This window comes from Methylobacterium brachythecii (assembly GCF_014196345.1).
GTDB classification, from domain to species: domain Bacteria; phylum Pseudomonadota; class Alphaproteobacteria; order Rhizobiales; family Beijerinckiaceae; genus Methylobacterium; species Methylobacterium brachythecii.
Genome location: NZ_JACIDN010000007.1, coordinates 347,623 through 363,143 on the forward strand (window position 1 = coordinate 347,623; position 15,521 = coordinate 363,143).

Sequence of the window (15,521 nt, forward strand, 5' to 3'; positions counted from 1 at the left end):
TATTCCGGGATCACGAAGTTGGTAGGCGCGGATCGCGTGCCGCGCTCGAGGTGTTGGCTCATGGGGCGTTTCCCATCCGGCCGCGGCTAAGCGGCTTGCACCGGCCTGGAGCAGAGTTTCACCGGTGGAGGTTCGCGTCGTCGGAGGCACGCGTTATCCCGCCCGAACGCGAACGGTCGCAAAACCACCTTTCTCCGCCATCGACTAGCAGGCGCCTATGTCCGCTTCGGAGCAGGTACTTGGCAGGCTTGAACGACCGGGATGGGCGCGAAGCCGCCGGATCACCGGGAGGACGGACGTCCGCTTTCGAGGATCGCATGATCGCCCGTGTACGGCGTAGTTGGGTCGGAAGCAGTCGGTGCTGCAACGTCCGGTTTTCCTCATTATGAACCCGAAAGCAGCCGGTCCGCTGTCGGCCAGCTCCCGCCGAACCTCGAACGTCCGCTTGTTTATTATAGCGTCCGAAAGCAGACCGGCAGAAAACCACCCAACTCGGTCAGCGACTTGCCTGCGCCTATGTCCGCTTCGGAGCGGGAACTCAGACAGCCAGAACGACCGGGATGGGCGCACCACTGCCGCTGAAGCGGCAGAAGGGACGTCCGCTTTCGGGAACAGGCGGTCGTTCGTGTACGGCGAGGTTGGGCGCGAAGCAGCCGTCGGGTTCTGGCCGAAAGCAGCATATCCGGTTTTGGGAGGTGGGCTCCGCAAAGCGGACCAGATACTGCTTAGCCAAGTCGGGCGAGGCACTGTCTCCAACCGAACACCTGTCGAAACGTATTCCACTTGTCCGATGTCGCCGCCATCGGGCCCAATCGTCTACGGTGGATGGTCTCGTCCACCAGTGCGGCATCATCTTAGCAATAGAGGGGTTGATGACATCGAGCAGGCGGCGACGTGCGCGATCGCGCGTTGAAGGCGCTGATCAACTGTAAGTCCGATCGCCGCTGGAGTGCGGGTTTTCTGATCCGCAATTGGCGCGCCGTCGAGCACAAGAAGCGGGGTTGCGCGAAGGTTCCCCACTCCTCTCAATTCTCAAAACGCAGATCGACGAGCTCAGAACAAGAAGATGGGCGGCTCTGAGGGGCGCCATCGCCTACCAGAAGGACGGCCTGCGGCGGCGATAGCCGGGGTGGGATGCCCAGGCACCGCGCGGGCGGGAAGGCGAGTAGCCTCCCAAATGCTCGCCGGCATAGCCGCGCTCGATGCTGTAGGCGTTGTGGCCCGGCTCGATCATGGAGGGATTCTGAAGTTCGGCCCGAAGGCCGGAATCTCCTGACCCGTTCGCCAAGGCCGCCGCACTCCCCAGTGCAGCGAACAGCAAGGCTGCGGGAATGACGATGCGTTTCATGATCGGCTCCTGGCTTACGCAAGAGCTGATAAAATGCCCTTGCCTCGATGGAGCTCAATATTTTCCCGGAAGTTTTGGGATCCAAGTGGAATTTTGTGAATAAAAATTCCAATCTTAAATGTATTGTTATCCAGAATCGAAGCTGAGCGCAATTTTTGAAATAAAATCGGAATTTAATTGTGGATTGCGCCCCTGGAAGCTAACAGGAAGAACAATCCGATCCCGCCGGATTGCTGAGACGCCAATGGAGTTGCTACGAATTCCATTGGACGAGCGGTACCCACCGCTTTTTCGAGACCCAATACCACTCGGGCCAGTCGGCATGCCGACTGGCCCTTTTTGGTGGATCCATCGGAAACAAGCTGTGCTGATCCGAGAAATGTGCCGTCGCGGAGTGACAGGCTGGTTAGCCAGATTTGCGAAGCCGAAGCGCGACTTGGGAGATCGGCAAAATCGAGCGCGCGACGTGGCGGTCGAGAAGCAGCCACGGACCTGAGATAGTAAGGTCTGCGACGGTTCGAGAAACCCTGGAGATATCCGAGGATTTCGGAGCGCGTGCACACGCTCCCTCATCACGCCAGGGCTGTCTGCGCCAGAACGCTACCATGCGAGATTCAATGCGGACATCCCTCTCTTCGAGCACCCGGTCGAAGAAAGGGTATGGACCTGATCGAACGATCTGAAAGAAAGTTGGCGCACCTTAGAATGGATAGTAGCGAAGGGAGGCGAGGCCGACGACCATGTGTGTCGAAGGATCGACGCCGGCCAACCCACGGAAGGCGTCGCGGGTGGTGTAGGACACCTGGCCGCCTGCGGCGACGCGCCCGTAGCTGCCCTTGTAGACGTCGTGCCAGAAGCCACCGGTGATCTGCTTCACGTCGCGGCTCTCGGCCTGACAGGTCGATGCGGTCGCCCCTTCGATGTCGCAGCCGGAATCGTTGAGCGTCGGCGATCCATAACCCGAGAGGCTGAGCGCGCCGGTCCGTTCAGCATGCTCCCAGCCGGCATAGGCATAGACGTCGAAGCCCGGATAGACGTGACCGATGACGCCGGCGAGGGTCTGGAACATCGGGATCGCCACCACCGATCCGTCGGCGCGAAGGGCGACATCCGGCAATTGCGACGACCCGTATCGGCCGATGCCGCGTCCGAACAGGCCGCTGAGTTGCAGATCGAGCGTATCGCGGATGAGCGGTACGGTCGCCGATGCGCCGACCCCGAAGCCCATGTCGTCGTAGGATCGGCCGATGGTGCGATCGTTGAACCAGCGGGCGATACCCTTGATCTCGTAGTGGCCCCAGCCGGGCTCGAAGGCGAGCTTGGCCGAAACGTCGGGCGCTTGATTGACGGAATAGGTGGTGGTGGAGTTGTTCAGACCGGCCGGGTCGCCGGCATTGGTCAGGTTGACGTTGGCCGGGATTACGAATGCGCCGCCGGGCACGAGCGTCTGGGACGCTTCGAGCGCTGCGGCGGCCCAGATACCGGGCGCGACGTTGTCGACGACACGCACCTGGGGCATGCGGGCCCAGTTGAAGCCTGGCACGAACTGGGCGTCGATCGTCAGAGGGGTCTGCTCTTTCGTCGCCGTGATGCCCGAGAGGTTGGTGGTCATGAGCGTGTAAGCCTGACCCGCCAGGACCTGGATGCCGAGATCCTTGTCGTCGAAGGCGGCCCAGAGTTGACGAATGCGCGGGACATAGCTGTTGGTTTCGCGGTTGTTCGAGGTCACCGCGGCGCCGAGGAAGTCCGCCTCGCCATAGGCGGAGACCTTCAGGCTCGGATCGATCATCGCCGTGACGAGGCCGGAGATGCGGCTCTGGCGGGCGCTGAAGCGGAATTCGCCCTCATGAGCCATCGGCGAGTTCCGGAAGGGGATGCCGCCGAAATTGCTGCCGATATCCGCCGATTCGTTCGGGTTGCGATAGAAGCCGGTCAATTCGAGGAAGCCACCCGGCGTGAAGCAGACATGACCGAGGGGGATCGCTGGCCCCTCGCAGAGGGCTTGCGCCTGCAGGAAGGCCGGTGAGCGACCTTCCGAGCCGGGAATACCCTGCACCGCCTCCTCCCGCCGCGCCATGCGCGACTGATGGCCGGGGCCGATCGACGTGTTCACGACGGGTCCGGTCGGGCGCCGCTTGAGCGCCGAGATCTCGTGCTGCATGGCGGCGATCTGCTTCTGCAGCGCCTCCAGTCTCGCATCTGTCGCGTCGCTCGCCGCAGAGGCGGACCCTGTCAGCAGGCCGCAGAAGATCGTTGCCCCGACGCATGATCGGAGCATCCAGCAAAGACGGTTCATAGCGAAATCAGCCCCAGCCCAAGTTATTGTAATGTCGTTTCAGCGGGTCGATCGACATTTACAGTTAAGCTTTAAGAGATGGCATTGCTAATCATCAATTAAAACAAATTTTATTTTCGAAATCCTGCTTTTATTTGTGGACTATGTATTGCAATCAGTGCTTGTGCAGGCCGATCTCTGTCTACGCATAGGGGCGCTCAACGGTGCCCCATGCGCAAAAGCAGCTTGTGGCGGCGCGCGGCGCAGGCGGCATCGAAGATGTCGCAAGCTCGCGGATAGCCGGGCGGCTCCGCCAGCATCACCTGCCCGCCGATGTCGCCCCTCGAATGTTCTTGTGACCACACCGATTTCGGATCGAAATAGGGATCCGAGGTGTAGCTATTCATGAAGGCGCCGCCCGCCGGGATGCGGCTTTCGGCGAGGGCGGGGCTGGCGCAGCCGAGAAGAGCGGCCGCCAGAACGGCCGAGAGCGCGATGCGCATGGTCTAACATCCAGATCAGGAGGGGGCGGCCAGCTCGGCGAGCGAGGTCGCGGCAGCGCGGAACCGTTCTGAATCGGAAGACCCCGCCCGAGCAAAACGCGGACAGGGTCTGCTGAAGGGGTAAGGGGATTATTCGCCGCCGATCAGCATCCGGGCCGGTCCGCCGGTCTCGCTGCCGCGACCGCGCTCGTACCAAGGCAGCGCCGGGTTCTTGGCGTTGGCGCTGTCGTCGTCACGCTCCCCGCCGATCCATGCGCGGCGCGAGGTGCCTTCGTATTCACGCGGCGATTCCGCGAAGCCGGTATTCACGTAGGGGCCCGGCTGCGCCTCGCGGACGGCCTGCGATTGCTCGCTGGTGTGATGGATGGCGTGGTGCAGCAGGGGCTGGGCATTGGCGCCGATCGAAAGCGCGCAGAGGGATCCGAAGGCGAAGGCCGCCGTCAGCACGGAGCGAGAAGAGAAGGACATTCGATATTCTCCGGAAATCTATACTCTGTTCGTCTGGGCGGCCGGCGCGGAAATACTCGTTGCCGATCGCTTGAGACAACAATGCTGGTGATTTTCAAAAACGATCAAATGAATAGCGATTTATTTAATTTATAAATATTCGATCTTTGAAATCGGTTTTATTTTTGAAAGCATATTCAAAATACCAGATCTGGTTTTCTCTTGTTTCCGATGGAGATGGGGCACTGATCTCGTCTCCGAGAAGGGGCTGCGTTCTTAAAACCAAAATCCATTTTCAACATTGAAGCCGAATTCATTGGTGACGGCCGAGCCTTCGACTTACTCGAATGGTGTCACTGCGATCGATCGGGTGCCGGCGCTGAGCCTTCGGCCCCGGATCGTGGTTGTGCGGACGCCCTCGGGCGGCCGCAGCCCCCCCCACAGTCAGAGTCGGCGTATCGCGATGGGTGTCGTTCGGTTTGCCCTGAAGTTTCGCAACAGCTTCTTCGTGCTGGCCGTGCTGATGCTGCTCGCCGGTGCGGGGTCGGTCATCGTTGCACCCAAGGACGTGCTGCCGGCCGTCGACATCCCGGTCGTGGTGGTGGTCTGGACCTATAACGGTCTCGACACGACCGACATCGTCCAGCGCATCACCAATTACAGCGAGTTCTCGCTCTCCTCGAACGTCAACAACATCAAGCGGATCGACTCGACGTCGATCCAGGGCACGGTGACCGAGCGGATCTACTTCGATCCGAGCGTCAGCATCGATCTCGCGATCACGCAGGTGGATTCCGCGATGAACGCGGTGCGCTCGCGCATGCCGCCGGGCGTGCAGCCCCCGGTGATCATGCGCTTCTCGGCCTCCTCCGTGCCGGTGATCCAGCTCGCCCTGTCCTCGACCAAGGATACGCTGACCAAAGTCTTCGACTACGCCCAGTACCGCACCCGCCAGCGCCTCGCCGAGGTGCCGGGATCGACGCTGCCCTCGCCGTATGGCGGTGCGCCCCGCCAGGTCATGGTCGACCTCGACCTCGCGGCCCTGCGCGCCGTCGGCATGACGCCGCTGGACGTCACCAATGCGGTGCTGCAGCAGAACCTCGCGGTGCCCTCGGGCCTCGCCAAGATCGGCGAGCAGCAATACGCGATCCGCCTCAACGCCTCGCCCGAGCTCGTCGACCAGCTCAACCGCATCCCGGTGAAGGTCGTCGACGGCCAGCCAGTGCTGCTGCGCGATGTCGCCCATGTTCGCGACGGCGCCCCGCCGCAGCTCAACATCGTGCGCGCCGACGGCCATCACTCGGTGCTCCTGCAGATCCTCAAGAACGGCTCGGCCTCGACGCTCGAGGTCGTCAACAACGTCAAGAAGTCGCTGGCCGACATCCGCGCGGCCGCGCCGGCCGGCATGAGCATCACGCCGCTCTTCGATCAGTCGGTCTTCGTGTCCGACGCGATCCAGGACGTGGTGCGCGAGGCAGTGATCGCCGCGGGCCTTACAGGCCTGACAATCCTGCTGTTTCTCGGATCTTGGCGCTCGACGCTGGTGGTGCTGATCACCATCCCGCTGGCAATCCTGACCTCGCTCAGCGTGATGACGGCGATGGGCGAGACCATCAACATCATGACGCTGGGTGGCCTGGCACTCTCCGTCGGCATCCTCGTCGACCACGCGACGGTCGCCATCGAGAACACCTACCGGATGTTCGAGGAGGGCCAGCCCTTCCGGAAATCGGTGGTGATGGGCGTGTCCGGCATCGCCAAGCCGGCACTGATCTCGACGCTGGCGATCTGCGCGGCCTTCGTCGCGGTGTTCTTCCTGACCGACGCGCCGAAGTACCTTTTCACGCCGCAGGCCGAGGCGGTCGTGTTCGCGATGCTCGCCTCCTACGTGCTGTCCCTGACGCTGGTGCCGATCCTGATCGACGTGTTCGTGGCGCGCGAGTACGAGCTGCACCATGCCGGCGCTCACGGCGCCGAGCCGGCGGATGCGGACAAGCCGCGCTCGATCCTGAGCCGGGTCGTCGGCCCTGTCCTGGCGGTGATCGCCCTTCCGTTCCGGCCGATCGGCCGCGCGGCGAGCCGCTTCCGCGCCGCCTTCGAGCGTGGGTTCGCGCGCTTCCATACCGGCTATGTCGGGCTGCTGCGGGCGGTGATCGCCCATCGCATCGCGACGCTCGCCTGCGTCGCCAGCGTGTTCGTCGTCGCCGGTGTGCTGCTGCCCTTTGTCGGCGAGGATTACTTCCCGCAGATCGAGTCCAGCCAGATGACGCTCCACGTCCGCACCCGGCCGGGCATGCGGATCGAGACCACGGAGCAGGTCTTCTCACGTGTCGAGGACGTGGTGCGGAAGACCGTGCCGAAGGGCGAGCTCGGGCTGATCCTCGACAATATTGGTTTGCCGGCCTCGAACTATAACTTCGCGTTCATGGACGCATCCTTCGTCGCCTATAACGACGGCCAGATGCTCATCAACCTGAAGGGCGAGCACAAGCCGATCTCGTTCTACGAGAAGGTGCTGCGCAAAGAGCTGCGCAAGGATTTCCCCGACGTCGTCTTCTACTTCCAGCCCTCGGACATCATCACGCAGATCCTGAACTTCGGCACGATCGCGCAGATCGACGTCCAGGTCACCGGCCGCCACGACATCAAGGATCTCGCCACTGCGCAGGATCTCGTCCGGCGGATTTCGAAGGTGCGCGGGGCGGTCGACGTCCACCTGCACCAGATCGTCGACGCGCCTCAGTTCTACGTGAACGTCGACCGCAAGCTCGCCTCCGAGATGGGGCTCAGCGAGCAGGAGATCGCGCAGAACCTCAACGTCTCGCTCTCCGGCTCCTTCCAGGTCAGCCCGAATTTCTGGGCCGATCCGAAATCCGGCACGCCCTACCAGCTCTGAGTTCAGACGCCGGAATACCGCAATGCCAGCATGACGAGCCTGATGAACACGCCGCTCGCCGTGCGCGATGCCGACCATGGCGATGCGGGCATCCCGATCCTGCTGTCCAGCGTCGCCTCGATGGAGCGCAAGCCCGAGCAGACGGTGGTCAGCCACGTCAACACGCAGCCGACCTACGACGTGCTTGCCAGCGTCCAGAACTCCGATCTCGGCTCCGTGCGCAACGCGATCGAGCAGATCGTCGAACAGGAGCAGGCCGGCCTGCAGGCGCCCGACAAGATCCGCATCCGCGGCCAGATCGAGAGCATGGAGAGCGCGTTCTTCCACCTCGAGATCGGCCTCGGGATCGCGCTCGTCGCCGTCTACCTGCTGCTGGTCCTGAACTACCAGACCTGGGGCGACCCCTTCGTGGTGCTCGCCGCCCTGCCGCTCGCTTTCTGCGGCATCGTGATGAGCCTTTTCATCACCGGCACGACGTTTTCGATACCCGCCCTGTTCGGCGCGATCATGTCGGTGGGCGTGGCCTCGGCCAACTCCATCCTGCTCGTGACCTTCGCCAAGGAACACCGCGAGGCCACGGGCTGCACGGCGATCGAGGCTGCTTTGATGGCTGGCCAGACCCGCCTGCGGCCCGTGCTGATGACCGCCGCGGCGATGTTCCTCGGCCTGATCCCGATGGCGATCGGCTCGGGCGAGGGCTCCGAGCAGAACGCCGCCCTTGCCCGCGCGGTGCTCGGCGGCATCGCCATGGGCACCTGCTCGACCCTGATCTTCGTCCCCTTCCTCTACACCCTTCTGCGCCGCGGCGCGGTCAAGCCCCTCGAGGACTACGCATGAGCGACATGATGGACTGCAACGTCCACGGCCCGACCGAGGCCGCACGACAGGCAATGGAGACTGACCCTTTGGGGACGGATCATGCCGATGCGGCCCTGGCCCATCAGGACGTTCCGCCGCCGCGCAAGCTCCCCTTCGCGATCGCCGTTCTGACGCTGGGCGGATTGCTCGGCCTTGGCGGCTGGCATCACTGGGGAGAGGTCAAGGCCGCCGAGGAGACACAGACCGAGGCCGTCGACTTCTTCCCGCAGGTCCGCACCATCGCTGCCATCCGCGACGACACGCCGATGCAGCTGACTCTGCCGGGGCAGACCGAGGCTTTCGACAAGGCCGACGTCTTCGCCCGCGCCACTGGCTACATCGCCGAACGCAAGGTCGATATCGGCTCGCGCGTGAAGAAGGGTGACCTGCTCGTGCGTATCGCCGCCCCCGATCTCGACGAGCAGCTCCACCAGGCCCAGGCCCAGCTCGGCCAGATGAAGGCCCAGGTCGTCGAGGCGAAGGCCAATGTCGACCAGGCCAAGGCTGACGTGACGCTCGCCAGCGTCACGGATACCCGCACCTCGACACTGGCCGGCCAGGGTTGGGCCTCGAGGCAGACGGCCGATACGAGCCGCGCCAAGGTGCTTACCGCAAACGCGACCCTCAACGCAGCGGAGGCGCGCGTGAAGGTGGCGGAAGCCAACCTCGCCGCCCAGCAGGCCACCGTGGACAGGCTCGCTGCCCTGACCGGCTTCGAGAACGTCACCGCGCCCTTCGACGGGATCATCACCGATCGCAAGGTCGATGTCGGCGACCTCATCCATGCCGACACCGGCTCGACCACGCCGCTCTTCTCGATCGAGAGCGAAGCGGTGCTGCGCGTCGCGGTTCAGATCCCGCAATACGCGGCGATCGACATTCATGACGGCGTGGCCGCCAGCGTCGCAGTGCCGCAGATACCCGGAAAGACGTTTTCCGGGACGGTCTCGCGCAGTTCGGTCGCCCTCAAGTCGTCGGCCCGCACGCTGACGACGGAGGTAGATGTACCAAATCCTAATGGCGTCTTGCGGCCGGGCCTGTATGTGGCCGTGAAATTCGACGTCCCGCGGAAGCAGCCGAGCGTCGTCATTCCCTCGGAGGCGCTGGTGTTCGACGCAAAAGGCACACGGGTTGCGGTCGTCGAGCCCGACGACACGGTGAAGCTCGAACCGGTTGAGATTGCGAGCGACCTCGGCACGACGCTCGAACTGCGCGAAGGACTCAAAGGTGGCGAGACGCTGGTCCTCAGCCCTCCCGCCGATCTGCAGGACGGAAGCAAGGTCGCCCTGGCTCACCCTGCCGCGATCCGGCCCGTGGCCGCGGTGGAGGCCAAGGCGGAATGACTGGCCGACATTGGACGCTGAACTTGTCTGCGCCGTGGACACGGCAACCGCGTACTTCGCCGCATGGCTTCGTTAGACGACTGCCTATCTAAGCCCATGCGCAACAAGCCTGACGGCAACAGGAGACGTGCGATGGCACGCGTACTGATCATCGAGGACGACAAGCGCGTCGCAGCCGAAATCGGCTCGGCCCTCTCGGACCACGGTTTCCGCGTCGACGACGCGCCAACCGGCTCGACCGGCCTGAAGAAGGCGATGGAGGGCAAATTCGATGTGATCGTCCTCGATCGCATGCTGCCCGAGATCGACGGCCTGTCCGTCCTCGGCCGACTGCGTGAGGCGAAGATCTCGACGCCCGTGCTGATCCTAAGCGCGTTGTCGGCGGTCAACGAGCGCGTCGACGGCCTGCGCGCCGGCGGCGATGACTATCTCGCCAAGCCCTTCGAGTTTATCGAACTGACGGCACGGGTCGATGCGTTGGCGCGCCGTCGGGTCGTCGCGGATGCGATCAACGAGCTGGAAGTCGGCGACCTGCGCCTCGACCTGATCGACCGCGTGCTGTTCCGAGGCGATCGCGAGATCGACTTGCTGCCGAAAGAGTTCGCGATCGTCGAGTTCCTGATGCGCAACGCTAACACGCTGATCAGCCGAACGATGATCTTCGAATCCGTCTGGGGCTACAGCTTCAACCACCAGTCGAGCGTGATCGACGTCCATATCGGCAAGATCCGCAAGAAGCTCGACCCGGATGGCCTGAACCCCTGCATCCACACGGTGCGCAACACGGGCTTCATCCTCCGTGCGGCTGCGTGACCTTCACCGCACTAGCGGATTTCACGTCGCGCTGTTGTTCTTCGCCACGTTCGGGGCAGCCTCGCTCGCCCTGTTCGGCTTCCTCTACCTCGAAACCCGGAGCTACGGGCGCACCTCTGCCTATGAATGGGTGCAATGGGAATCCGCTCGCCTGAGCCGCCTGCAAACCGCGCAGCTGCGCGAGCGGACGGATACCTGGCAAGCTTTCGAGCAAGGCGGCCGACCGCTCACGGTGTTCACGCCGGAGGGGCAACGGATCGCGGGCGCCGACCTCTCGTTTCCCCGGCCGGCCCCGATCGGCAGGCCCTTCGAGCTGACGCAGACGGTGAATGGCACGACGCAGCCATATTACAGCATGCTCACCTTGTTGCCGGACGGTAACCTGCTACTGGTCAGCCGATCCGCCAAAGTGCTCGAAGCCTTGGAGACGGCGCTCGTCGACACCTTCGCCTGGGGTGCCGGCGGCACAGTCGCCATCGGGATCGTCGGTGCCATCGTCTTCGGCATCGGGTCCCTGCGCCAGATTGAGGCCATCACCTTCTCCGCCGCGCAGATAATGCGCGGCGACCTCTCCGAGCGGCTGCCGCAACGTGGATTGTCGGCCGATCTCGGGCACCTCACGAATGTCGTAAACGAGATGCTCGACCAGCTCGAACGGCTGATGCGAGAGGTTAAGGGCGTCAACGAGAACATCGCTCACGACCTTCGCACACCGCTCACACGGGTGATGGCGAGCCTCGAGCGGTCGCTGCGCAACGCTAGAACCGCGGACGACTTTCGGACCGTGAACGAGGACGTCCTTGGAGAGCTTCGGCAGATCGTGGTTCGGTTCTCGGCACTCCTTCGAATCTCGGAGCTAGAAGACCGGGTCAGGCGATCGGCCTTCGCGCATGTAGACCTTACGCGCATCCTCGACGACGCCTTCGAGTATTATGCGCCAATCGCCTCAGACAAAGGCGTGTCGCTGATCTGGACCAAGCCGAAGGAGGCGGTGATCGTCGAGGGGGATGCAAGCTTGCTGTTCGAAGCCGTCAGCAACCTCGTCGACAACGGTATCAAGTTTACCCCACGGGGCGGATGGGTGCAGCTCGTGGCGCAGACCGATCCATCTGGACTCAGCGTCGCGGACAATGGCTGCGGGATCGCGCCCGAGGAAATCGAACGGGTCAAGCAGCGCCATCACCGGGGAAACAGGGTGCGCTCGTATTCCGGTTTCGGGATCGGTCTCAGCCTCGTCGACTCGATCGCCCGGCTTCATAACCTCGCATTCACACTTGAGGACAATGCTCCAGGCTGCCGAGCCGGTATTCAAATACAATCAGATAAAACTGCAGGTTTTGAGCGTATCACTGCGAGAAATTTTGATGCGTTAGGACAACCCTCAGAAACCAGTGTCCGCTTCTAGCGGTTCCGTACATTCACTCAACCGTCGGATTTGGATGCGAAACAGCCGGCTCGATCTGGCTGTAGCGGAACGGCTGCTTTCGAGCTGGCGATCAGATCGTCTGAACGACCGAGATGGGCGCGAAGCCGCCGACCCATTCTGGCCGAAAGCCGTCGGTCCGCTCTGGCTTACGGACAGTGTGTAAGCGGACAGTTGACCAATGGGGAGACCGTCTCCGGTTCGCCTGGTGCCCAAGTAGGTGGCCGGTCGATCCTTTCGTCATAGGAGATCGCGGGGCTTTGGTAGCCGCTACTGAATTCGTAACGTGCATCGCAAAGAAGCCGGGCCGAGATGAATAAACTCGCTGCCACGCGTGCCCTATTCAGGACGTTATATCAAAAGTGGCGCCGTGATAAAACAAATGCGCATAAATTAGTTTTCAAGATTGACGCAAGTTTTTCGGGTTAAGTAACGCGTAATTTCTTCTTGCCCTGTGCCTGTAACAAGTTTTCAATCCAATTATTTAAGCATCCAAGTTCGTGAAAGTAAAAAAAGACGCTCGATTGCGTCTTGGAATTCCATTGGCGAGAGATCGGCTGCGATGTGGATCCCGGTTTCGCTCTGCGACACGACGATGGCTTCGATTCTGCCGAACACGGGCGACTCGATGTTAATGGATTCGCGTGCCGAGATCGTTAGTGCGTCGATCGGCGCGAGAAGCATCCCCCCAGTGCTCACATCGAGGATTTCCGTGCGATAGGGCATAGCCGCGTAGACGACGCGGGCCGACACCGTCACGGGGAACCGCTCGTGCCGGCGTCTCTCTTCTGACGGTGCTTGCCGCATGGATTTCTCCGCTGAGTTCACGAACGAAACAGCACCGCCCATCAAGCCTCTGAAAATGGAAACGGCCTCTCCCGCGAAGCCTGCTCCAAACAACAGATCCGACCAGTTTTCCGCGGTTCGATCGAATTTGCGGCGTGGCCGCGAGTGTCGCAGAACTCATCACGGACTTCCCATTTCACGGTTAACATAAGATTAATGAATTGATGATTCATAATCGGCGATGTGCTCATTAGTATTTTTAAGAAGTTTTGCAGGAATTCTAAAAGATACGAATACGCAATATAGTGCGCTAGAATTCTGCGGCTGTGCATCGAATGTCCCAGAAAGACCGATCTAATTCTCTTTCAATAAGCGAGCAAAAGGCATATATTGCATATGTCCGAGCCTAGTGGTGCCAATCAAAAAAATCACGTCGCGAACCGACGCGATGACAAGACGTACAAGCCTCACGATCTCTACAAAATGGTTGCAGACGCCCTTCCAGAGCTCGTCTGGGTAGAGCGTGGCGATACTGGCGAGACGATTTACGCCAATGAGGCGTTCCAAATCTATTTTGGAAAGATCGACTTTTCTCGTACGAACGCCATCGACCGTTGCCATAGAGATGATCGGGAGCGCGTCCGTCATCTGCTCACCATCACACGCTCGGCAAGCGGCCGGTGCGAGGCACGCCTCCGGCGCGGCGACGGTCGAGACATCTGGCATCAGCTGACCTTGAAACCGCTCGTCGTGGCCGGCGAACTAGTCGGCTGGCTCGGCTCCGCGATCGACATCGAGCCGATGGTGAGGAACCGTCGCGCTCTGGAAGAAACCAGCCATCTTTTGCGGCTCTCCCAGGAGGCCGCCGGGGCGGGTCTGTTCGACGTGCGCTTCGGGGCGCGCGAAATCATCCTGTCTCCCGTCAGCGCGCGTTTGCACGGCCTAGCCGGCGACCGGCCGGCGGTGATCTCCATCGCCGACTGGCTGCGCCGGGTTCATCCAGCGGACCGGATGACGACGCTTCAGACGGTGCGCGATGCGGTGCAGCGCTCCACGACCTTCGATCTGGAGTTCCGGGTCCGCCTCGCCGATGGCGCGATCCGGTGGATCCAGGCGATCGGTCGGCCCTGCGACGAGGAGGCAGGCGCGCCCCAGCGCGTCACCGGGCTCAACCTCGACATCTCCGCGCGCAAGGAGACCGAGACGACCCTGATCGAAGCCAAGCGAGACGCCGAGGCCGCGCGGCTCGCTGCCGAACGGGCCAACGCCGCGAAGACCGAGTTCCTGTCGGCGATGAGCCACGAACTTCGCACGCCTCTCAATGCCGTGATCGGGTTCTCCACGCTTCTAGCGGGCTCCGAGCGGCTCGATGGCGACCTGCAGCGCTATGCCGAACTCGTGCGCACTTCGGGCGCCAACCTGTTGGGGATCGTCAATGACGTTCTCGACTTTTCGGCCGTAGAGGCCGGCGCCGTGACGTTGAACCGGGAGGCCTTCGGCATTCAACCGCTCATCGAAGGCTGTCTGGCGATCGTCGGGGCGGCGGTCTCTGCGAAGACGCTCGATATCGCTTCTCTGATCGATAATAACGTGCCTGAGCGTCTTCTCGGAGACGAAGCACGGCTGCAGCAGGTCCTGCTGAACCTCCTCAACAACGCGGTGAAGTTCACGCAAAGCGGCAGCGTGACGGTAAGCGTGCGCCACAAGGGACGAACTCCCTGGGGAGAGCGCGTCTCGTTCCGCGTAATCGACACTGGCATCGGCATTGCGGCCGACAAGCAGCAGCGCCTGTTCGAGCGGTTCTACCAGGTCGACAGCTCAATCCAGCGCGATTACGGCGGCACCGGGCTCGGGCTCGCGATCAGCAAGAAGCTCGTCGAACGCATGGGCGGCGAGATCGGCGTGACCTCGACTCCCGGCCGAGGCTCGACGTTCTGGTTCACGCTCACCCTGCCGCGAGCTCATTCAGTTGCGGAGGCTCCAGCACTCCCGGCGAGCGATCCGGCGATCCGCCCCGGACGAATCCTCCTTGTCGAGGACATCGACATCAACCGTGAGCTGGCGAGCGTCATGCTGCGGGCGGCGGGTCATACCGTCGAGGTCGCCGAGAACGGATTCGAGGCCGTGCGGGCGGTCCAGATCGGGCAGCATGATCTCGTGCTGATGGACATTCAGATGCCCGGCATGGACGGGTTGATGGCGACCCGTCTCATCCGCTGCCTTCCCGGCGATCGCGCCCGGGTGCCGATCGTCGCCATGACGGCGAACGTGCTGCCGAACCAGGTTCAAGCCTTCCGCGAGGCGGGGCTGGACGATCATCTGGGCAAGCCATTCTCACCCGCGGACCTCGATGCCACGCTTCGGCGCTGGCTCGGCGGCGGCAAACCCGGCCTCGCACCGGAAACGGCCGTCGTCGATCAGCCCACCCTGACGATCGATCGCGCTCATTACGAGCACAATCTCAGCATGTTGCCCTCGCACAGCGTCTCCCGCCTGCTGGGGCATCTCGGCAAGCTCGCCACGGAGAGTTTTTCGGGTGAGTCCAGCACACGAGCGGGGCGAACCACGCTGCGGCGGGAGGCCCATGCGCTGGCCTCGGGCTCTGGCCTCATCGGCTTCTCGGCGCTGAGCCAGGCCTGCGCCACTCTGGACGGTTACGACGAGCCGCTTATCGCCGAGGAGGGGCTGGCCGGCTTCGACGCGGCTCTGGCGCATGTGCGAAGGCTCGCCGCGGCTGCGGCCTCCGAGACGCAGCGCCTGATCGCGGATATGGAAGAGCCGTCGAGCTCGGCCGTTCGAGCGACGCAGTGACTGTCTGTTCGATGCCGC

10 protein-coding genes and 1 pseudogene are annotated in these 15,521 nt (G+C 62.6%); 5 read left to right on the top strand and 6 right to left on the bottom strand.

From position 1 onward, the window contains the following. Positions 1-1,093 precede the first annotated feature (1,093 nt). From GGR33_RS19520 to GGR33_RS19535, 4 genes are all read right to left on the bottom strand, one after another. Positions 1,094-1,348 carry a hypothetical protein gene (locus tag GGR33_RS19520; protein WP_183508312.1) on the bottom strand — a complete coding sequence of 85 codons (255 nt, stop codon included), beginning with the start codon at positions 1,346-1,348 and terminating at the stop codon, positions 1,094-1,096. Between the two features lie 700 nt (positions 1,349-2,048). Then, entirely contained in the window at positions 2,049-3,509 is a 1,461-nt protein-coding gene (locus GGR33_RS19525; RefSeq protein ID WP_183508314.1) for a hypothetical protein, read from the bottom strand. Positions 3,510-3,841: 332 nt separating this feature from the next. Continuing rightward, positions 3,842-4,126, bottom strand: coding sequence for a hypothetical protein (locus GGR33_RS19530; RefSeq protein WP_183508316.1), 285 nt, complete (start codon positions 4,124-4,126; stop codon positions 3,842-3,844). A 129-nt stretch (positions 4,127-4,255) separates the two neighbouring features. Beyond that, positions 4,256-4,594, bottom strand: a complete 339-nt coding sequence (locus GGR33_RS19535) for a hypothetical protein (RefSeq protein ID WP_183508395.1) — start codon at positions 4,592-4,594, stop codon at positions 4,256-4,258. Positions 4,595-5,036: 442 nt separating this feature from the next. Here GGR33_RS19535 and GGR33_RS19540 point away from each other — a divergent pair. The 4 genes and pseudogenes from GGR33_RS19540 (at position 5,037) to GGR33_RS19555 (ending at position 11,888) form a co-directional block, all read left to right on the top strand. Next, positions 5,037-8,306 (top strand): annotated as a pseudogene (locus GGR33_RS19540) (efflux RND transporter permease subunit). After that, positions 8,303-9,670 carry an efflux RND transporter periplasmic adaptor subunit gene (locus GGR33_RS19545; protein ID WP_183508318.1) on the top strand — a complete coding sequence of 456 codons (1,368 nt, stop codon included), beginning with the start codon at positions 8,303-8,305 and terminating at the stop codon, positions 9,668-9,670. Before GGR33_RS19540 ends, GGR33_RS19545 begins: the two are co-directional and overlap by 4 nt. A gap of 132 nt (positions 9,671-9,802) precedes the next feature. Further along, complete coding sequence (locus GGR33_RS19550) at positions 9,803-10,483, top strand: response regulator transcription factor (protein ID WP_183508320.1); 681 nt, start codon at positions 9,803-9,805, stop codon at positions 10,481-10,483. After that, positions 10,470-11,888 (top strand): sensor histidine kinase, encoded by a 1,419-nt coding sequence (locus GGR33_RS19555; RefSeq protein WP_183508323.1) that lies wholly within the window; start codon positions 10,470-10,472, stop codon positions 11,886-11,888. The genes GGR33_RS19550 and GGR33_RS19555 overlap by 14 nt, the downstream gene beginning before the upstream one ends. A gap of 498 nt (positions 11,889-12,386) precedes the next feature. Here the strand turns inward: GGR33_RS19555 and GGR33_RS19560 are convergent, their stop codons facing one another. Then, on the bottom strand, positions 12,387-12,755 hold the full coding sequence (locus GGR33_RS19560) for a PilZ domain-containing protein (RefSeq protein WP_210302092.1): 369 nt from the start codon (positions 12,753-12,755) through the stop codon (positions 12,387-12,389). A gap of 291 nt (positions 12,756-13,046) precedes the next feature. Further along, complete coding sequence (locus tag GGR33_RS19565; protein WP_183508326.1) at positions 13,047-13,418, bottom strand: hypothetical protein; 372 nt, start codon at positions 13,416-13,418, stop codon at positions 13,047-13,049. 9 nt (positions 13,419-13,427) lie between these two features. Here GGR33_RS19565 and GGR33_RS19570 point away from each other — a divergent pair, with 9 nt between their 5' ends. Next, positions 13,428-15,503, top strand: a complete 2,076-nt coding sequence (locus GGR33_RS19570; RefSeq protein WP_183508328.1) for an ATP-binding protein — start codon at positions 13,428-13,430, stop codon at positions 15,501-15,503. Positions 15,504-15,521 lie beyond the last annotated feature (18 nt).

What these genes read in the sequence shown, in the direction of transcription:
- GGR33_RS19525 (WP_183508314.1), bottom strand. Translation starts at nt 3,509, where the DNA reads ATGCAGCACGAGATCTCGGCGCTCAAGCGGCGCCCGACCGGACCCGTC.
- GGR33_RS19560 (WP_210302092.1), bottom strand. Translation starts at nt 12,755, where the DNA reads ATGGGCGGTGCTGTTTCGTTCGTGAACTCAGCGGAGAAATCCATGCGG.
- GGR33_RS19520 (WP_183508312.1), bottom strand. Translation starts at nt 1,348, where the DNA reads ATGAAACGCATCGTCATTCCCGCAGCCTTGCTGTTCGCTGCACTGGGG.
- GGR33_RS19535 (WP_183508395.1), bottom strand. Translation starts at nt 4,594, where the DNA reads ATGTCCTTCTCTTCTCGCTCCGTGCTGACGGCGGCCTTCGCCTTCGGA.
- GGR33_RS19565 (WP_183508326.1), bottom strand. Translation starts at nt 13,418, where the DNA reads ATGCCAGATGTCTCGACCGTCGCCGCGCCGGAGGCGTGCCTCGCACCG.
- GGR33_RS19530 (WP_183508316.1), bottom strand. Translation starts at nt 4,126, where the DNA reads ATGCGCATCGCGCTCTCGGCCGTTCTGGCGGCCGCTCTTCTCGGCTGC.
- GGR33_RS19550 (WP_183508320.1), top strand. Translation starts at nt 9,803, where the DNA reads ATGGCACGCGTACTGATCATCGAGGACGACAAGCGCGTCGCAGCCGAA.
- GGR33_RS19545 (WP_183508318.1), top strand. Translation starts at nt 8,303, where the DNA reads ATGAGCGACATGATGGACTGCAACGTCCACGGCCCGACCGAGGCCGCA.